The sequence below is a fragment of the Mycobacterium sp. 852013-51886_SCH5428379 genome (assembly GCF_001665575.1).
GTDB lineage: Bacteria > Actinomycetota > Actinomycetes > Mycobacteriales > Mycobacteriaceae > Mycobacterium.
In genome coordinates, this window is the sequence record NZ_LZSU01000039.1 from 14684 (window position 1) to 33768 (window position 19085).

Sequence of the window (19085 nt, forward strand, 5' to 3'; positions counted from 1 at the left end):
CTGAGACGATGGCCGTTCCCGAATCCGTCACCCTGCAGGACCCGTCGTCGTCGCTGACCGCGACCTACGTCCCCGGGGCGGGGATGATCTGCACGTCACTGGCTGACGACGGAGTCGAATATCTCGGTCAGCGCCGCGGACTGCAGGCCTACATCGACGACGGCAAGACGATGGGCATCCCGATCCTGTATCCGTGGGCCAACCGCCTCAGCGCCGCCGACTACACGGTCGACGGCGCGACGGTGACCCTGACACCGGGCGTCGGCGGGGTCCGCACCGACGAGAACGGCACCCCCATCCACGGCGTGCTGGCCGCGAACCCGGACTGGCTGGTCACCGAACAGTACGTCGACCAGCTGGTGGCCATTCTGGACTGGGGCGGCAACCCCGGACTGCTGGCGAGCTTCCCGTTCCCGCACACCCTGACCATCACGGTGACGCTGGCCGACCGCACGCTGACCGTCGAGACGACGGTGACGCCGACCGAGGCTGCGGCGGTTCCGATCTGCTACGGCTACCACCCCTATCTGCAGATCCCCGACGTGGCGCGGGCCGACTGGGTGCTGGAGACACCTGCGCTGCACCACCTGCCGGTGGACGACCGCGGGATTCCGACCGGCGCGGTGGACACGTGGCCGGGCGGCGCCGAGTCGCTCGGTGACCGCACCCTCGACGACGGTTTCGACGGGGTCGGTGCGGGCGCGGTGTTCGCGCTGTCGGGCGGTGAGCGCCGGGTGGAGGTCGTCTACACCGAAGGCTATCCGGCCGCGCAGCTGTTCGCGCCGCCGAGCGACGACGTCGTGGGGATCGAGCCGATGACGGCGCCGACCGATGCGCTGCGCCGGGGCGGCTACCGGATGGCGATGCCGGGTGAGCCGGACACCACCCGGTTCTCGATCCGGATCGGTTAGCGGGCGGTGATGGGGTCACCACTGCGCTTGGTCTCCAACCGTCGCCAGGTCCACCAGAACAGCAGCGCCGACGCGATCGACCCTGCTGCGGCCAACCACTGCGAACCGAGGAAGAGGTCCCACTCGACGGGCCGGTCATCGAGGTGGGCAGCCGCGGCCTGCACCACCTGAATGGCGCCCCACGCCAGGCTGAAGAGTCCGACGGCTCCGACGATCGCCACGAAGACGGTGCGCAAGGTGTACCGCGCCGCGCCGGGTGAGACGACCGCCCGTATCCGGCCCGTGCGCGCCAGGAAAAGCGATGCCGCACAGGCGACGACGAGTGCCACCGCATCGGCGGCCAACGTGTCCGAGAGCCGGTGCGCTCCGATGACGACGGTGTAGGCCCCGATGCCCACGGCCCAGGTGAGGGTGAACAACATGGCGATGCCGCGGAATCGGTACGGCATCACGATCAGCGTCGCGAACAACAGGGACATCGCCGCTGTCGTGTGTCCGCTCGGCAGGGTGTTCTCAGTCCAACCGTCGTGGACCACACCCGTGTGCGGGCGTGCCAACACGTAGTACTTCAACACCTGCGTGACCGCTTGACTGACCAGGATCACCGACACTCCGGCGATGGCCAGCCACAGCTGACGCCGCAGCAGGCCGATGACTCCCACGGCCAGTGCCGCGAGGAGCTGCGAGGTCACGGAGATGGTGTGGAACTGGTCGAACGCCGCTCGACGTACCTCCGGGTCGACCTGACGGGCGCCGCGCAGGGCCGCGTTCTCCAGGGCCTGGCCTGTTCGCGTCTGGACCGCCAACAGGTAAATCACCACGCCGAACAGGAGCGCGGCCGTGAGCACCGTCAGCCAGCGGCGTCGCGCGCTGCACAGGTTGCGGTCTCCGCTCGGAGCGCCTTGCACGTCGATGACTGTCACCGCGAATGCCTCCGCCGTTCGGTCTGGTCACCTGGGAGAACACCTGCGGCCGCCCCGAGTCCGCCACGATACCAACGCACCCGGCGTCGCCGACGTGCCGATCCGGCTCGGCTAGCGGCGGCCCTGGCGTGGCTTCCAGACCACCAGCGCAGTGCTCTTCGCCGGGACCGCCACCTCACGGCGCTGCGTGGCTCGCAACTCCTCGACCTAGCGCACCAGTTCCTTGCAGCGCGACTGCAGCACCTCCGTTGGTTCACTGCGACTGGTGGATCCTCACAATGAACGGACTCCCAGCTGTGCCATCCGCTTAGCTAAGCCGCGGCCGGTGGTGGTTTCGGTTCGAAGGGTGTGTACCACCACCAGTCGGCGCGTTCCCCGGTCGGGCCGGGGCAGGGTTTCACATCCGGTGGAGGTGTGGTGGGTGGCCTTGCGAGGGAGCGGTTGGTCATGCGTTGGCCGGTGGCGTTGGTGACGACGAGGCGGTCGGCGGGTCCGGTGATGGTGATCTCGCCGCGGTGATGCGCCCGGTGGTGGAACGGGCAGACCAGGGCCAGGTTCCATAGTTCGGTGGGTCCGCCGTCTTCCCAATGCACGAGGTGATGGGCGTGTAGCCCGCGGGTGGCTCCGCAGCCCGGCACCACGCAGCACTGGTCGCGATACTCCAGCGCCCGGCGCAGGCGGCGGTTGATGGTGCGGGTGGAGCGGGCGGCGCCGATCAGTTGGCCGTGGCGCTTGAGCCACACCTCACAGGTGGCGTCGCATAGAAGGTAGCGGCGTTCCTCGTCGTTGAGGACCTGTCCCAGGTGTAGGGCGGCGGTGGGTTTGTCGAGGTCGACGTGCACGGCCGCGGTGGTGTGTTGGCCGTGGGGTCGGCGCGCGACGTCGGCGTCCCAGCCGGCCTCCACCAGCGCCATGAACGCGTCGACGGCGTCGGGGAACGGCGGCGCCTGCTCTGGCGCCTGCTCGGGCGACTCCTCGCCGGTGTCGTCGGTGTCGTCGGTGTCGTGGTCGCGCTTCCACTGGGAGATCTGCGCGTCGCGGTGCGACTGCATGGCCGCCTCGAACTTCGCGGCTTCCAGCTTCGGCAGCCGGATCTGCCAGGTGGTGTGGCCGTCGTGGACGGTCTTGGTGATCGAGCGCTGCTTGTCCGGTTCAGGTTTGGGTTCGGGCTCGGGGCGGGGTTCCTGCTTGACCGCGGTGCGCAACTGGTTGACGGTGGCTGCTTCGGCGAGCTCGATGTAGTGATCGTCAGAGCCGTCGGCGGCGTGTTCGGCCAGCACCCCGAGCCGGTCCAGCGACAGCCGCCCCTCCCGCAAAGCATCTGCGCAGCGCGGGAAGTCCTCGATCCGGCGGGCGACGGTGAGCAGGGTCTCGGCGTTGTGCGGGGTGGCCCCGGTTTTCCAGGCCACCAACGCTGTCATCGAGCGGGCGCCGGTCATTCCCCAGAGGCCGTCGCGCTCGAGCTCGGCGACGATGTCGACGATGCGCCCGTCGATCGCGTTGCGCTGGCCGGTCAGCTCCGCCAACTCGTCGAACAGCATCTCCAGCCGGTCCTTCGGGCTCACCCGATGGACCAAAGACGCTGCGGCTGAGGGCATGACACCATTCAAGCAGCAGCCACCGACATTTAGCCTTGGAGTGAGTCCGCGGGCGGGCCGAACGACCGACTGGGACATGTCGTGATCCCTGTGTTTTGAGTGGCGCGGGCTCGGTGTCTGGTCTAGCGGTGTCCTTGGTCGGGAACTTGGAGCCAGCCTGTGGGGTGTGGACTCCTGTTTGGCTTAGCGGCGGCCCTGGCGTGGCTTCCAGACCACCAGCGCAGTGCTCTTCGTCGGGACCGCGATCTCACGGCGCTGCGCGCCGCGCAGCTCCTCGAGCTCACGCACCAGTTCCTTGCAACGCGACTGCAAGGCCTCGACCTGGTTGGTCAGCTCGATGATGCGTTTGATGCCCGCGAGGTTTACGCCCTCATCCTGGGAGAGGCGCTGCACCTCGCGCAGCAAATCGACGTCACGTTGCGAATAGCGCCGTCCCCCACCGGAACTGCGCTGCGGGCTGACCAATCCGAGCCGGTCGTAGGTACGCAGCGTCTGCGCGTGCATCCCAGCCAGCTCGGCGGCCACCGAGATCAGGAAGGTTCGTGCATCCCCGTTACGTTCAGCCGCCACGCTCACGCACCTGCCCATCCGGCCCGGGGGTCGAATCCGCTCGCCCGCTCCGCCTTCGCGTAGGCCTCAAGCGCCTCCGCCGCCTCACCCTCGAGGTTCGGCGGCACGGCCACCTTCACCGTCACCAGCAGGTCACCGTGACCACCGGACCGTTTCGGCACACCGCGTCCCCGCACCCGCAGGATGCGGCCGTCGGACGTACCCTTGGGCACCCGGACCCCGACCTTGCCCTCCAGCGTCGGCACCGAAAGCGTTGTGCCCAGCGCCAATTCGTGGAAGCTGACCGGAACGGTCACCGTCAGGTCGTCCCCGTCGCGGCCGAACACCTTGTCCGGACGGACGTGGACGGTCACGTACAGGTCACCCGAGGGCGCACCCCGCAACCCGGCCTCGCCCTGACCGGCCAGCCGGATGCGCTGACCGTCCTCGACGCCGGGTGGGATCCGCACGTTGATGGTGCGGGTCCGCGTGGTCACTCCGGTGCCCCTGCACTCCCCGCAGGGGTGCTCGATGATCGAGCCGCTGCCCTTGCACTCGGTGCAGGGCTCGGAGAATCCGAACGCGCCCTGGTTCTTGCTGATCACGCCGGCGCCGTTGCAGTTCGGGCACACCTTGGGGCTGGTGCCCGGCCGGGCGCCGCTGCCGTGACAGTTCGTACACGGCGCAGGGCTGGTGAGCCGCAGCGGCATCGCCACGCCCTTGGTCGCCTCGAGGAACGACAGTTCCGTCTCGGTCTCCAGGTCGTTGCCGCGCCGGGGCCGGCTCGGCCGGGGCTGCGCGCCCCGACCGAACAGGCCGCCGAACAGATCACCGATGTTCGCGCCGCCGGTCTGACCGGCGGCGTCGAACAGATCGTTGAGGTTGAACTCGACGCCATCCGACCCGTACGCCGGGCCGCCGCCGAACCCGCCGCCGCCGTTGAAGCGGCCGCGCCCGAAGCCGCCGCCGGCGAACAACCGGCGGGTCTCGTCGTACTCCTTGCGCTTGGCGGGATCGCTCAGCACATCCCTGGCTTCGCCGACCTCCTTGTACCGTTCGTCGGCGGCGGCGTCACCCGGATTGCGGTCGGGATGATTCTCGGCGAGCAGCTTGCGGGCCACCCGCTTGATCTCATCCTCGCTGGCGTCCGAGGAGACGCCGAGCACTTTGTAGAAGTCTTTTTCGACCCACTCTCGTTGGACCATGCCGCGTCACCTCCTCGTTGTCACTAGTTGTTGTCTGATTCTGACTTTGATTCTGGGGCCTGCCCCGGCACACCGCTGTCGTTCCGGCCCGTGTCGTCTGCGCCTGCCGCGTCGACCACACCGACCATGGCGTGCCGGACGACCGTCTCGCCGACCATGTAGCCACGACGCATGACGGTTCCGACGACCGGATTGCTCCCGTCGCCCTCGTGCTGGACGGCTTCGTGCAGCGCGGGGTCGAACGGGTCACCCTCCTCGCCGAACGAGGTCAGCCCGATCTGCTCGAGCGCGCCGGTGAGCTTGTCGGCCACCGCCCGCAGCGGACCCGTCTCGAGGTCGCCGTGGCTGCGCGCGCGGTCGAGGTCGTCGAGGACCCCGAGCAGTTGGCCGACGACCGCCACCTTCGCGCGGTCGGCGATCATCTGCTGATCGCGCAGCGTGCGCTTGCGGTAGTTGTCGTACTCCGCCTTGACGCGCTGCAGGGTGCTCTTGAGCTCGGCCACCTCGTCGGTGTCCGACGGTGCGGCGGCCGTATCGGCGTCGGGTGCGCCGTCCGGCGCCGGCCCACCGGGGGCCTGCGCGCCGGACGGATCGCGAACCTGGCCGGTCTCGGGATCGATGCGTCTCTTATCGGTGACGGTCACCGGTTCCTGCGGCTCGTTCTGAGTCACTTTCGCTCCTGATCGTCCTCGACCACCTCGGCATCGACCACGTCATCGTTGGACGCCTGACCCGCGGCGTCGCCGCCGGCGGCCTGCTCAGCCTGGGTCGCCTCGTAGATCGCCTGGCCCAGGGCCTGGCTCTCCTCGCCGAGCTTCTCCATCGCCGACTTGATGGCGCCGATGTCGGTGCCGCCCAACGCGGTCTTGGCCTCGGCGACGGCCGCGTCGACCTTGGTCAGGGTGTCCTCGGGGACCTTGCTGCCGCCCTCGGCCTCACGCTGCTCCTTGACGAACTTCTCCGTCTGGTAGACCAGCGTCTCGGCCTGGTTGCGGACGTCGGCCTCTTCGCGACGCTTCCGGTCCTCGTCGGCGTGCGCCTCGGCGTCCTTGATCATCCGGTCGATCTCCTCCTTGGACAGGCCGGAGCCCTCCTGGATGCGGATCGTGTTCTCCTTGCCGGTGCCCTTGTCCTTCGCGGTGACGTGCACGATGCCGTTGGCGTCGATGTCGAAGGTCACCTCGATCTGGGGCACGCCGCGCGGAGCCGGCGGGATACCGGTCAGCTCGAAGCTGCCGAGCAGCTTGTTGTGCGAGGCGATCTCACGCTCACCCTGGAAGACCTGGATCTGCACCGACGGCTGGTTGTCGTCGGCGGTCGTGAAGGTCTCGCTGCGCTTGGTCGGGATCGTGGTGTTGCGTTCGATGAGCTTGGTCATGACGCCGCCCTTGGTCTCGATACCCAGGCTCAGCGGGGTCACGTCGAGCAGCAGGACGTCCTTGACCTCACCCTTGAGCACACCGGCCTGCAGGGCGGCGCCGACGGCGACGACCTCGTCCGGGTTCACGCCCTTGTTCGGCTCCTTGCCGCCGGTCATCTCCTTGACCAGGTCGGAGACGGCGGGCATCCGGGTGGAGCCGCCGACGAGCACGACGTGGTCGATGTCGCCGACCGAGATGCCGGCGTCCTTGATGACCTGCTGGAACGGCTTGCGGGTGCGATCGAGCAGATCCTGGGTGATGCGCTGGAACTCGGCGCGGGTCAGCTGCTCGTCGAGGAACAGCGGGTTCTTGTCCGCGTCGACGGTGATGTAGGGCAGGTTGATCGAGGTGCTCTGGCTCGAGCTCAGCTCGATCTTGGCCTTCTCGGCCGCTTCCCGCAGACGCTGCATCGCCATCTTGTCCTTGGTCAGGTCGATGCCGCTGGAGCTCTTGAACTTCTCGACCAGCCAGTCGACGACGCGCTGATCCCAGTCGTCGCCACCGAGTTCGTTGTCACCGCTGGTGGCGCGGACCTCCACGACGCCCTCGCCGATCTCGAGCAGCGAGACGTCGAAGGTGCCGCCACCGAGGTCGAACACCAGGATGGTCTGTTCCTTCTCGCCCTTGTCGAGGCCGTAGGCCAGCGCGGCCGCGGTGGGCTCGTTGACGATGCGGAGCACGTTGAGGCCGGCGATCTGGCCGGCTTCCTTGGTCGCCTGACGCTGGGCGTCGTTGAAGTACGCCGGTACCGTGATGACCGCGTCGGTGATGTCCTCACCGAGGTAGGACTCCGCGTCGCGCTTGAGCTTCATGAGCGTCCGGGCGCTGATTTCCTGCGGCGTGTAGTTCTTGCCGTCGATCTCCACGGACCAATCGGTGCCCATGTGGCGCTTGACCGACCGGATGGTCCGGTCGACGTTGGTGACCGCCTGGTTCTTGGCGGGCTGGCCCACCAACACCTCGCCGTTGCGCGCGAACGCGACGACCGACGGCGTCGTCCGCGAGCCCTCAGAGTTGGCGACGACAACGGGGTCGCCACCCTCCAGAACCGCGACGACCGAGTTGGTGGTCCCTAGGTCGATTCCGACCGCACGAGCCATGGTGTGTCCTCCTGTGTTGCTGTGTTGCGTGAACAACTACGTTGTGGGGGTCTGAGCGGACCACACTCAAGACTGCTCCGCCCGAGGCGGGTGTGTCAACCCAGACTTGAGTTCATCTCGCTCAACTTGTCGATTGGGTCAACGGGTGGAATCGGCGATTTGTTCCCCGGGGTCGGCACGGAGCGCGGGTGTTCACTCCCCGACCCCGGGGGGCGACGTCGACCGCCGCGGCCGCGCCCGGAGTCCCCGCCCTTCCAAGAACCCGTTTCCGCGTGAGCCGTCAGATCTGGCAAAGACTCGGATCCGACGCGTCGAACCAGGCCAGAGCAGCGTTGCACCGACCCGAGGACCGGGCCGACCGAGGCCGGAACCTCAACTGTCGCTGCCACATCTCGCTGGGTTCGACTGCCGTGTGGGGATTTCCTACCCCGTGCGTTCCTGACGGATCGCGGCAAAACCCGCCGGTCGCGGATACTGCTGCGGCGAACTTTCGACTCAGTAAGTCGACTTCGTGTAACTTCGGCGACGGCTCACTTTTGGCGATCTCTTCGAGGCACGTGACGTTGGGTCTATCGGCACGTTCGGTCACGTCAGCTCAGAGGAAGTCCGGGATGAGTCCAGCTGGTACACGAGGGCGCGGGCGGCATCGCCGGGACGCGACCGAGAACGCCTGCTGCCGACGCGCGACCGGCAGCTTGGTCCCAGAGTTGCCGATCGCCGGGAGCAATGCGTCTGTGTACCGCGCGGATGTGGGCCGGGCCGGCTCTCGCGCGCTGACCGTCGGACGAGTCGGCGCCTTGGCCGCGGCGCTGGGCGCAGGCGTGCTGATCGTCGCGTTGCCCGCGACAGCGCTGGCCGACACCGAGGGATCACCGGGTGCGGGGGTCACCGGTTCGTCGTCGTCTTCATCCGTTGGGACATCGGCTTCGGGCGGCGAGGGCATATCGCATTCAGGCGTCGACGGGGCCAGGGGTACGCGCACCTCCGAACGGCCCGGCCCGTCGGCCTCGGCGAGTCCCCAGCCTGGCGGGCGCAGTGGATCGGATGCGCGTGGCAGCGCATCGGACAGCAGCGAGACGGCGGACGAGCCGTCGTCAGCACCGGCGCGTGCGCGGTTGGACTCCCGCGCGGCCCGGGATGGTTCAGTGCCGGCTCGTTCCGTTGACGTCGAGCCCGTCACGACGGATCGGACGAGAGCGGCGGGCCCGTCAGACCCGTCCGACCCGGCACTGATCGCTGCACCCGCGGCCCTGACGGAGGCCCGGGGCGACGCGGCCGGGATCGCAGACCTGAACATCCTCACCTTGTTCTTCGGCAATGGCACCGCGTCCCGCCCAGACGCGGGACTGTTCATCGGCAACGGCTACGCCGGGTCTCCGGGTCAAGACGGCGGTCGCGGCGGTCTACTGCTGGGCAACGGCGGCCCCGGAGGCCGCGGTGTCGATGGCCTCAATGGAGGAGCCGGCGGAAATGGTGGTGCCGCAGGACTTTTCGGTAACGGTGGTGCCGGTGGCGCCGCGACCGGCAACGGGAACGGCGGAAACGGCGGCGCGGCGTGGCTTTTCGGCTCGGGCGGCGCTGGTGGCCGAGGAGGAGACGGCCAGGGCGGCGCAGCGGGCGTCATGGGCGCGACGCCGGGTGCCGCCGGCGGCGACGGTGAACGCGGCGGAAATGGTGGACGCGGCGGAAATGGTGGCGCCGCAGGGCTTTTCGTCGGTTTCGGCGGCGCGGGCGGAACGGGCGGTAACGGCGGCGACGGTGGGAGCGGCGGACACGGCGCCATCGGCTCGGCAGCGATCGCTGCCGGCGCGAGCGGAGGCTCGGGCGGCGACGGCGGCTCCGGCGCGTCGGGCGGAGTGGGCGGCGACGGAGGCAGCGGTGGTCGCGGTCCTGCGCTGATCGGTTTCTTCGGTGTGTTCGGGTCGGCAGGCCGAGATGGCGATGGCGGGTACGGCGGTGCCGGCGGAGCCGCCGGTGCGCCCGGCCACGGCGGTGCCGGCGCTGACGGCGACGAATCGAACCCCGACGGCGGTGACGGCGGCCGGGGCGGCGACCCCGGGGCGGCAGGCCAGGGTGGCCGCGGCGGCGCGGCGGGCGGTCCGTCCGGCAGTGCAGGGGCCGACGGTGTCACAGGCGCCGCGATCGTCCTCGGCGGCAACGGCGGTGCAGGCGGCGACGGATACACGCGGACCGTCGCCGGTACCGGCCGCGGAGGCATGGGCGGTCGAGGGGGCAACGGCGGCGCGGTGGGCAACGGCGGCGACGGTGGCGCCGGCGGGAACGGCGCTGACGGATCAGAAGGCGGCGACGGCGCTGCTGCTGGTGCGCATGGTCTGGACGGCGAAATCGGCGCTGACGGCGGAGCGGGTGGCGCCGGCGGTGCTGCGGGCGGCATCGGCACTCGCGGCGGCACCGGCGGCGTCGGCGGGCGTGGTGGCGCGGGCGGGCACGGCGGTAGCGGCGTCGCGGGCGCCAATGGGCAGGTCTCGGCTGGCGCCGGCGGTGGGGGTCAGGCGGGCGGCAACGCAGGTAACGGTGGCACCGGTGGCCAAGGCGGTAAGGGTGGGGCGGCCGGTGGCGCAGGAAACGGCGGCACCGCGGGCGTCGCGGGCCAAGGCGGCGTAGGCGGCAACGGCGGAAACGCCGGAACCGCCGGTGCCGGAGGCGGCGGCGCTACCGGAGCTGACGGTCAGGCCGGAAGCAACACCTCGGGTTACACCGGAGGGGTCGGGGGCCGGGGCGGTGACGGCGGCACGGGCGGCGCCGGCGGCCGCGGCGGCGCTGACGGCGACGGGATCGGAGCCGGGGCGAACGGCACCACCGGGGCGGCCAGCGATGGCGGCGACGGCGGCCGGGGCGGCAAGGGCGGCACCGGCGTATCCGGAACCACCGGTGCGGCGGGCCAGTCCGGCACCGACGGCGGGACCGGCGGTACGGGTGGCGCGGGCGGTGCCGGCGGCACAGCAGGCGGTGTCGGCACCCGCGGTGGCACCGGTGGCACCGGCGGCCACGCCGGCCACGGTGGTCACGGCGGCAGCGGCGGCACAGGCGCCGACGGAGATGTCACGGCCGGCGGCGGTGGCGACGGTCAGGCCGGCGGCAACGCCGGTAACGGTGGCGCCGGTGGCCAGGGCGGTAAGGGCGGCGCGGCCGGGGGCGCAGGAAACGGCGGCACCGCGGGTGTCGCGGGCCAAGGCGGCGTAGGAGGCAACGGCGGCAACGCGGGAGCAGCCGGCGTCGGCGGCGCGGGCGCAACCGGCGCGAGCGGCGTCACCGGAATCAACGATGGACTCGGCTACTCCGGCGGCCAGGGCGGCGCCGGCGGCGACGGCGGTACCGCCGGCACCGGCGGACGCGGCGGCGCTGACGGCAGCGGGATCGGAGTCGGCGCGAACGGCACCACCGGCGTCGGAAGTGATGGCGGCGACGGCGGCCGGGGCGGCAAGGGCGGCACCGGCGTATCCGGAACCACTGGTGTCGCGGGCCAGTCCGGCACCGACGGCGGGACCGGCGGTACGGGCGGCGCGGGCGGCGCCGGCGGCACAGCAGGCGGTGTCGGCACCCGCGGTGGCACCGGTGGCACCGGCGGCCAAGCCGGCGATGGCGGCAAGGGCGGAAGCGGCGGCACAGGCGCCGACGGAGATGTCACGGCCGGCGCCGGTGGCGACGGTCAGGCCGGCGGCAACGCCGGTAACGGTGGCGCCGGTAGCCAGGGCGGTAAGGGCGGCGCGGCCGGGGGCGCAGGAAACGGCGGCACCGCGGGTCTCGCGGGCCAAGGCGGCGTAGGAGGCAACGGCGGCAACGCGGGAGCAGCCGGCGTCGGCGGCGCGGGCGCAACCGGCGCGAGCGGCGTCACCGGAATCAACGATGGACTCGGCTACTCCGGCGGCCAGGGCGGCGCCGGCGGCGACGGCGGCACGGGCGGCACCGGCGGACGCGGCGGCGCCAATGGCGACGGCACGGGCAGTGGCGCCGACGGCGGCGACGGCGCCGCCAGCAATGGCGGCCGCGGCGGCGACGGCGGGGCCGGGGGCTCCGGACTGATCGGCTCCGATGGAAACGCCACCGACCCCAACGGCGCCAGCGGCACGGCCGGCGGCGCGGGTGGTGCGGGCGGCGCCGGCGGAACAGCGGGCGGGGTCGGCACCACCGGCGGCACCGGTGGCACCGGCGGCCAAGGCGGTATCGGTGGCCAGGGCGGTAGCGGCGTCACCGGCGCCCCCGGCCAGGTCACTTCCCACGTCGGTGGCGACGGACACGCAGGCGGCAACGCCGGCGACGGCGGCGCCGGAGGCCAAGGCGGAAAGGGCGGCACGGCCGGTGGCGCAGGAAACGGCGGCAGGGCCGGCACTGCGGGCCAAGGCGGCGCAGGCGGCAAGGGCGGCAACGCCGGAACCGCCGGTGATGGCGGTGCGGGCGCAGCCGGTGCGAGCGGATATGTCTTCCTCAGTGCTGTCCCCGGCTATGCAGGAGGCAATGGCGGGGCCGGCGGCAACGGCGGCAAAGGGGGCGCCGGCGGCAGCGGTGGAGTCGACGGCAGCGGCGCGGTGACGGGTGTGCAGGGCGCCGGGGGCGTCAACAGCAACGGGGGCCGAGGCGGCGCGGGCGGCAGTGGCGGGGCCGGCGGAGACGGCCAACCTGGATCCGTCGCGGGCCCTTACGAAGGCAGACCCGGGAGAATCGGCGGCCAGGGCGGCGCAGGTGGTGCGGGCGGCGCTGCGGGCGGCGCCGGCGCGACCGGCGGCACCGGCGGAGTCGGCGGCACCGGCGGCATGGGCGGACGGGGCGGCGACGGCACGTGGGGCTTGGTGGGATCCCACGAATACAACGGCCGGGATGGACACCCCGGCGGCAGCGGGGCCAGAGGCGGCCACGGTGGAGTCGGCGGCGTCGGCGGCGCGGCCGGTGACGGCACAGCCGGTGACGGTGGCGCCGGCGGCGCCGGCGGCGCCGCTGGGGTCGGCGGGAATGGCGGCGCCGGTGGTAACGGTGTCGACAGTCTTTTCGTATTCCGACCCGGTACCTCCGGCGGCGCCGGTGGTGGCGGTGGCAGCGGCGCCGACGGTGGCAATGGTGGCGCGGGCGGCGCGGCGGGCGGCGCAGGCGGTCAGGCCGGCGCGACCGGACGGGGCGGCGACGGCAGTACCGGCGGCGCGGGCGGAAGCGGGGGTTCCGGCGGGGACGGCGTCAACGGTCGCAACGGCGTGATCGTGGGCCCGTTCGAAGGCCAGGACGGCGGTGACGGCGGCAACGGCGGCAGCGGCGGTTACGGCGGCAGCGGCGGCCGGCCGGGGACCGGCAGTGTGGCCGGCGCCTACGGCAAGGGCGGCGTCGGCGGCAAGGGTGGCGACGCCGGCGTGGCGGGCAACGGCGGGTCCGGCGCCGACGCTGTCTCGCGATTCACCCCGGATGGTTGGTGGGGCGGGAACGGCGGCACACCGGGCGCCGCCGGCGTGGGCGGAGCCGGAGGAAACGACGGGATCGGCATCGGCAACGGCGGCAGCCTCGGCGACGGCGCATCAGCCGCCCACACGGGCGTCGGCGGCGCAGGCGGGAACGGCTATACATCCTGGGAGCCCGGCCGAGCCGGAGGAAACGGCGGCCCCGGCGGTCGGGGCACCACCGGCGGTCCAGGCGGTCACGGCGGCGCGGGTACCAATGGCACCGACGGTGGCCCCGGACAACCTGGTGGGGCGGGCGGGAACGGCGGAAACGGCGGCCCAGGCGGCACCGGCACCTCCGGTGCGGGCGGTCGCGCAGGTAACGGTGGCAACGGCGGAAACGGCGGTGCAGGCGGCGAGTGGGTCAGCGGACCCACCCCGCCCGCCGGCGGCGCCGGAGGCAACGGCGGCACCGCCGGGCAACCTGGCACCGGTGCGACGGGCGGCGGGGCGCCCGGCACCAACGGCACCGACGGCGCCGACGGCGCGCCCCGCACCGGCATCGGCGTCTGATCGAGGGCTGCCCAGCGGGGTATTGACCGCGCGTCAGAGCGTCGACGCCGGCCGCACGCGCCGTAGGGTTGTCGTGTGGTGGGGAGACGGCTGATCGCGGCAACCGTGTTGACCGTCGGAGTGCTGCTCGCCGGGTGTTCGTCAGACATCACCGGAACCCCCGTGACCAGTCCCGACTCGCCCACCGAACCCAGCGTCCCCACCTCCAGGCCCACCCGGACGCCCACCACCGCGCCCTCCCCGTCGCCGTCCCCGTCCACTCCCGCCCCGGCGCCGACATCGCCGGGACCGGCCGAAGCCCTCGCCCCGCAGAACGGCTGGGTGTTCATAGAGACGAAGTCCGGGAAGACCCGCTGCCAGCTCAGCACCGGTGAGGTCGGCTGCGAGGCGCCGTTCACCGACGCCCCCATCATCGAAGGCATCCCCGCGACGGGCGTCCGCCTCACCGCGGCCGGGGACCTGGAGTGGGTCGTCGGCAACCTCGGCGACATCCCCGCGGTCACCCTCGACTACCGCGTCTACTCGGCGGTGGGCTGGACGATCGACGCCGGTGAGAACGGCACGCGATTCACCAACGACAGCACCGGACGCGGGATGGTCGTCTCTATCGAGGGCGTCGAGACTTTCTGAAATTCCGGTCACAACCGTTTGACCGTGTGTGCCGACCGGGCACAACACCGGCGTGAGCCCACCTCCACACGTCATCGTCCTGTTCGGTGCGACCGGCGACCTCGCGGAGCGCGAACTGTTCCCCGCCCTGTACCGACTGGCGGCCGCCGACCGGATGCCCGCCGACTACGCACTCATCGGGTCGGGCAGGCACTCCCCCGGCAGCGACGACGACTTTCGCCGGACCGTCGGCGACGGCCTCCGCGACACTGTCGACGACATCGATGACGACGTGTTGTCAGACCTGTTGGGCCGCATCAGCTTTCAGACCTCCGACGCCGACGACGGCAGTGATCTGTCAGCAGCCGTCCGGGACGCCAGGCAGGGCCTGGGCGAGGACGCGAAGACGCTGATCTACCTGTCCGTCCCGCCCGCGGCGATGGAATCGATGATCGGCATGCTCGATCGCGAGATACTGACCGACGGCGCCCGCGTCGTCATCGAGAAGCCCTTCGGCACCGACCTGAAGACCTCGCGCGCGTTGACCGAGGCGCTCGACGGGGTCGTCGCCGACGACCAGATCTTCCGCATCGACCACTTCCTGGGCAAGGAGGCGGTGCAGAACATCCTCGCGCTGCGCTTCGCCGACGGTCTGATCGGACCCGCATGGCACCGCGACCACGTGACTTCGGTGCAGATCGACATCCCCGAGGAACTCACGGTCGAGGGCCGCGGCAGCTTCTACGAGTCGACGGGCTGCTTCCGCGACATGATCTCCACCCACCTGTGCCAGGTGCTCGGTGTCATCGCGATGGAGCGCCCCGAGCGGCTGGACGCGGAGTCGATGCACGCCCGCAAAGCCGAGGTGTTCGACGCGCTGCGCCCGCTGGATCCGCAGCGGGTGGTGTTCGGACAGTACGAGGGATACCGCGACGAGGAGGACGTCGACGACGACTCCGACGTCGAGACGTTCGTCGCGCTCGAGGCGTACGTCGACACCGACCGGTGGCGCGACGTCCCGTTCTATCTGCGCACCGGCAAGGCGATGGGCGCGACCCGGCACACCGTGACGCTGACGTTCGGCGACCAGCGCGGACAGCTGATCCTCGAACTGGGCGACAACCCCGAGATCGGAATGGAGCTGACCGTCAAGCAACCCGGCCCGGGCCACGAACTCACCACCGTGCGCCTGAACGCCGACGTCACCGGCACGCCGATGGAGGCCTACGAACGGCTGCTCTACGACGTCATGCGCGGTGACCAGACGTTGTTCACCAGCGCCCGGGAGGTCGACCGACTCTGGCAGGTGTGTCAGCCGGTGCTCGATGAGCCGCCCACACCCATTCCGTACGCGAAAGGCTCCTGGGGACCGGACGAGGCCGTCGAGCTCCCGGGCGGGGACGGCTGGCGGCTGCCGGATGACTGATGACGCCCGACCGCAATTGGGCATCGCCGAGCACGGCCTGATCGGCGACCTGCGCACCTGTGCGCTGGTGGGCGTCGACGGAACCATCGACTGGTTCTGCGCGCCGCGCTTCGACAGTCCCAGCGTGTTCGCGGCGATCCTCGACCCGGACGACGGCGGCAGCTGGCAACTTCGGCCCACCGGTGACGTCACCCGGACCCAGCAGTTCTACTTCCCCGAGACCGCGGTGCTCATCACCCGCTTCCTCACCACCGACGGTGTCGTCGAGGTGCACGATTTCATGCCGGTACTGGGGGAGGCCGACACTCAGCACCGGCAGCGGTTGGTGCGCCGTGTCACCGGAGTGCGCGGCACGGTGCGGATGCGCACCCGGCTCGACGCCCGGCCCGATTACGCGCGCGAGACGTGCCGGCCCACTCGGTCCGGCGACGGGGTGCTCATCAGCGGCGACGGGGTCCGGATGGGGCTGACGGCGTCGACACGGCTGGACGTCGACGGCGGCGTGGTCAGCGCCGAGGTCGAGCTCTCCACCGGGGACTCCATGCTGTTCGTCCTCGAGATGCTCGGCGACGACGACGAGGTGCGCGCGGACGCCGTCGACCGCACCGACGCGCTGCTGGACGCCACCACGTCGTTCTGGCGGAACTGGCTGTCGCAGTCCACCTACACCGGCAGATGGCGCGAGGTGGTGAACCGGTCGGCGATCACCCTCAAACTGCTCACCCACGAACCCAGCGGGGCAGTCCTCGCCGCGCCCACCACCAGCCTTCCCGCGCCGATCGGCGGAAGCCGCAACTGGGACTACCGCTACGTCTGGATCCGTGACGCCGGCTTCAGCACCTACGCCCTGCTTCGGCTCGGATTCATGAGCGAGGCAAGGGATTTCATTCGATGGCTGTCCGAACGCCTGGGCGATCGCGACGGCGGCGACGATGGGCGTCCCGGTCCGCTGCGGGTGCTCTACGACATCGACGGGAACGCGCCCGAGGAAACCGAACTCGCACATCTGCGGGGTCACCGCGAATCCAGGCCGGTGCGCATCGGCAACGCCGCCGCCGACCAGCTGCAACTCGACATCTACGGCGAGATCATCGATTCGGTGTACCTGTTCAACAAGTACGGACCCGGCATCAGCCACGACGCCTGGGCCGACATCACCGACGTCGTCGACTGGGTTGTGCGCAACTGGGACCGTCCGGACGCGGGGATGTGGGAGATCCGCGACGAGGCCAAGCCCTACACCACCTCGCGGCTGATGTGCTGGGTCGCCATCGAACGCACCATCCGCATCGCCCGTGCGCGCGGTCTGCCCGGCGACATCGTGGGCTGGTCGAAAGCCCGCGACGAGATCTACGACCGCATCATGACGAAATCCTGGAACACCGATCTGCAGGCGTTCACCCAGACCGAAGGCGGCACCGCGCTCGACGCGGGGGTGCTGCTGATGCCCATGCTGAAGTTCCTCTCGCCGGCCGACCCCCGGTTCCTGTCCACCCTCGATGCCGTCGAGCGACAACTGGTCACCGACAGCCTCGTGTTCCGGTACGACCCGGGCAGCGACGGTCTCGACGGCGAGGACGGCACGTTCTCCATCTGCTCGTTCTGGTACGTCGAGGCGCTCACCCGCGCCGGTCGGCTGCAGGACGCGCAGTTGGCCCTCGAGAAGATGTTCACCTACGCCAACCACGTCGGCCTGTACGCCGAGCAGGTCAGTGCCACCGGCGACCAGGTCGGCAACTTCCCGCAGGCTTTCACCCATCTCGCACTGATCAGCGCGGCCATCAACCTGGACCGCGCCCTGGACGGAGGATGAACCCATGACCGCTGCTCAACGCGAACGCGCCGCGCTGGTCGAGTCGCTGCGCGCCGTCGGCCCCGACGAACCGACGCTCTGCGAAGGCTGGCAGACCCGCGACCTCGCCGCCCATCTCTACATCCGGGAACGCCGGCCCGACGCCGTCGGCGGCATCCTCATCCCGGGCCTGTCGTCGTACACCGAGAAGGTGCAGGACAAAGTGGCCGCGACCAAGGACTTCAACGAGGTGATCGAGACGGTCGGCTCGGGACCGCCGATGTTCTCGCCGTTCAAGCTGCTGGACCCGGTTGCCAACCTGGCCGAGATGTTCATCCATCACGAGGACGTCCGGCGGGCGCAGCCCGGGTGGGAGCCGCGGCCCCTGGACGACGCGACGCTCAAGGGGTTGACGCGCACGCTGTCGTTGATGGCGCGGCTCACGCTGGCGAAGGCGCCGGTGCGGGTGGCGCTGCGGACGCCGCAGGGCGAAACCCTGGTCACGGCGGGACGGGGAGCGCCCGTGACTGTCACCGGTCCGGCGCCCGAACTGCTGCTGTTCGCGGTCGGACGCGAGGCCCGCGTCGACATCGACGGCGAGGCCACCGCGGTCCAGGCGCTGCGCGACGCGCCCAAAGGTCTCTAGAGAGTAGGTTGGCCGCCGTGGATTTCCGTGTCTTCGTCGAACCGCAGCAGGGTGCCAGCTACGCCGATCAACTCGCCGTCGCCCGCGCCGCCGAGCAGCTCGGCTACTCCGCGTTCTTTCGCTCGGACCATTACCTCGCCATGAGCGGTGACGGTCTGCCCGGACCGACGGACTCCTGGGTCACGCTGGGCGGTATCGCCCGCGAAACGTCGACGATCCGACTGGGCACCATGGTCACCTCGGCCACCTTCCGGTACCCGGGCCCGCTGGCGATCGCCGTCGCCCAGGTGGACGAGATGAGCGGCGGCCGCGTCGAGTTGGGCCTGGGTGCCGGCTGGTTCGAAGCCGAGCACAAGGCGTACGCGATCCCGTTCCCGCCGCTGGGTGAACGGTTCGACCGGCTGACCGAGCAGCTGGAGATCCTCACCGGCATGTGGTCGACGCCCGTCGGGGAGACCTTCGATTACACCGGCACGCACTACTCGATCGTCGACTCCCCCGCGCTGCCGAAACCGGCGCAGGCGTCGGTGCCGATCGTCATCGGCGGTCAGGGCGCCAAGCGCACACCGGCGCTGGCCGCGAAGTACGCCGCCGAGTTCAACGTCCCGTTCGTTCCGCTGGACACGCTGCAGACCCAGTTCGGCCGCGTGGCCACCGCGCTGTCGGACGCCGGCCGCGCGCCGGGTGAGCTGACGTATTCGGCGGCGTTCGTGCTGTGCGCGGGGTCCGACGACGGGCAGGTGCGCCGGCGCGCGGACGCCATCGGCCGCGAGGTCGACGAACTGCGCAGCAACTCCCCGATGGTGGGCACGCCTGCGGAGATCGTCGACAAGCTCGGCCCGTTCCAGAAGGCCGGCGTGCAGCGGGTGTACCTCCAGATGCTGGACATGTCCGATCTCGACCACCTCGCACTGGTGGCGCAGGAGGTCGTGCCCCAGCTCCGCTGACCGG

General features: G+C 71.0%; 13 protein-coding genes and 1 pseudogene. 7 read left to right on the plus strand and 7 right to left on the minus strand.

Features of this window, described 5'->3' with window-relative positions; genetic code table 11:
- The first annotated feature begins 8 nt into the window (after positions 1 to 8).
- Complete coding sequence (locus A5757_RS16830) at positions 9 to 911, plus strand: aldose 1-epimerase (RefSeq protein ID WP_066836182.1); 903 nt, start codon at positions 9 to 11, stop codon at positions 909 to 911.
- On the opposite strand, the gene A5757_RS16835 is transcribed toward A5757_RS16830, so the two are convergent.
- The 7 genes and pseudogenes from A5757_RS16835 to dnaK form a co-directional block, all read right to left on the minus strand.
- Positions 908 to 1834, minus strand: coding sequence for a phosphatase PAP2 family protein (locus A5757_RS16835; protein WP_231984026.1), 927 nt, complete (start codon positions 1832 to 1834; stop codon positions 908 to 910). The genes A5757_RS16830 and A5757_RS16835 overlap by 4 nt on opposite strands.
- A gap of 111 nt (positions 1835 to 1945) precedes the next feature.
- A pseudogene (locus A5757_RS23730) lies at positions 1946 to 2080 on the minus strand (MerR family transcriptional regulator); the annotation flags it as partial.
- Between the two features lie 65 nt (positions 2081 to 2145).
- A complete protein-coding gene (locus A5757_RS16840) occupies positions 2146 to 3432 on the minus strand; it encodes an HNH endonuclease signature motif containing protein (RefSeq protein ID WP_082929518.1) in 1287 nt (428 codons plus the stop codon).
- A gap of 183 nt (positions 3433 to 3615) precedes the next feature.
- Complete coding sequence (locus A5757_RS16845; RefSeq protein WP_066836183.1) at positions 3616 to 4002, minus strand: heat shock protein transcriptional repressor HspR; 387 nt, start codon at positions 4000 to 4002, stop codon at positions 3616 to 3618.
- A 2-nt stretch (positions 4003 to 4004) separates the two neighbouring features.
- Complete coding sequence (gene dnaJ, locus A5757_RS16850) at positions 4005 to 5186, minus strand: molecular chaperone DnaJ (RefSeq protein ID WP_066836184.1); 1182 nt, start codon at positions 5184 to 5186, stop codon at positions 4005 to 4007.
- Between the two features lie 23 nt (positions 5187 to 5209).
- Positions 5210 to 5857, minus strand: coding sequence for a nucleotide exchange factor GrpE (gene grpE, locus A5757_RS16855; protein ID WP_066836185.1), 648 nt, complete (start codon positions 5855 to 5857; stop codon positions 5210 to 5212).
- Positions 5854 to 7707: a molecular chaperone DnaK gene (gene dnaK / locus A5757_RS16860; RefSeq protein ID WP_066836186.1), complete on the minus strand. Its 1854-nt coding sequence runs from the start codon at positions 7705 to 7707 to the stop codon at positions 5854 to 5856. The genes grpE and dnaK overlap by 4 nt, the downstream gene beginning before the upstream one ends.
- 1304 nt (positions 7708 to 9011) lie before the next feature.
- Here dnaK and A5757_RS23970 point away from each other — a divergent pair.
- The 6 genes from A5757_RS23970 to A5757_RS16895 all read left to right on the plus strand — a co-directional run bounded on the left by A5757_RS23970 (position 9012) and on the right by A5757_RS16895 (position 19081).
- Positions 9012 to 13661 carry a PE family protein gene (locus A5757_RS23970; protein WP_197497365.1) on the plus strand — a complete coding sequence of 1550 codons (4650 nt, stop codon included), beginning with the start codon at positions 9012 to 9014 and terminating at the stop codon, positions 13659 to 13661.
- A 78-nt stretch (positions 13662 to 13739) separates the two neighbouring features.
- Positions 13740 to 14291: a hypothetical protein gene (locus A5757_RS16875; RefSeq protein ID WP_066836270.1), complete on the plus strand. Its 552-nt coding sequence runs from the start codon at positions 13740 to 13742 to the stop codon at positions 14289 to 14291.
- A gap of 52 nt (positions 14292 to 14343) precedes the next feature.
- Entirely contained in the window at positions 14344 to 15696 is a 1353-nt protein-coding gene (locus A5757_RS16880; RefSeq protein WP_066836272.1) for a glucose-6-phosphate dehydrogenase (NADP(+)), read from the plus strand.
- On the plus strand, positions 15689 to 17509 hold the full coding sequence (locus A5757_RS16885; RefSeq protein WP_066836190.1) for a glycoside hydrolase family 15 protein: 1821 nt from the start codon (positions 15689 to 15691) through the stop codon (positions 17507 to 17509). Before A5757_RS16880 ends, A5757_RS16885 begins: the two co-directional genes overlap by 8 nt.
- 4 nt (positions 17510 to 17513) lie before the next feature.
- On the plus strand, positions 17514 to 18134 hold the full coding sequence (locus A5757_RS16890; RefSeq protein WP_066836191.1) for a TIGR03085 family metal-binding protein: 621 nt from the start codon (positions 17514 to 17516) through the stop codon (positions 18132 to 18134).
- 8 nt (positions 18135 to 18142) lie between these two features.
- Entirely contained in the window at positions 18143 to 19081 is a 939-nt protein-coding gene (locus A5757_RS16895; protein WP_082929521.1) for an LLM class F420-dependent oxidoreductase, read from the plus strand.
- The last annotated feature ends 4 nt before the right edge of the window (positions 19082 to 19085 follow it).

Bases quoted from the DNA above. Each gene is read 5' to 3' on its own strand.
- A5757_RS16885 (WP_066836190.1), top strand. From the start codon at position 15,689: ATGACTGATGACGCCCGACCGCAATTGGGCATCGCCGAGCACGGCCTG.
- A5757_RS16840 (WP_082929518.1), bottom strand. From the start codon at position 3,432: ATGCCCTCAGCCGCAGCGTCTTTGGTCCATCGGGTGAGCCCGAAGGAC.
- A5757_RS16830 (WP_066836182.1), top strand. From the start codon at position 9: ATGGCCGTTCCCGAATCCGTCACCCTGCAGGACCCGTCGTCGTCGCTG.
- dnaJ (WP_066836184.1), bottom strand. From the start codon at position 5,186: ATGGTCCAACGAGAGTGGGTCGAAAAAGACTTCTACAAAGTGCTCGGC.
- dnaK (WP_066836186.1), bottom strand. From the start codon at position 7,707: ATGGCTCGTGCGGTCGGAATCGACCTAGGGACCACCAACTCGGTCGTC.
- A5757_RS16890 (WP_066836191.1), top strand. From the start codon at position 17,514: ATGACCGCTGCTCAACGCGAACGCGCCGCGCTGGTCGAGTCGCTGCGC.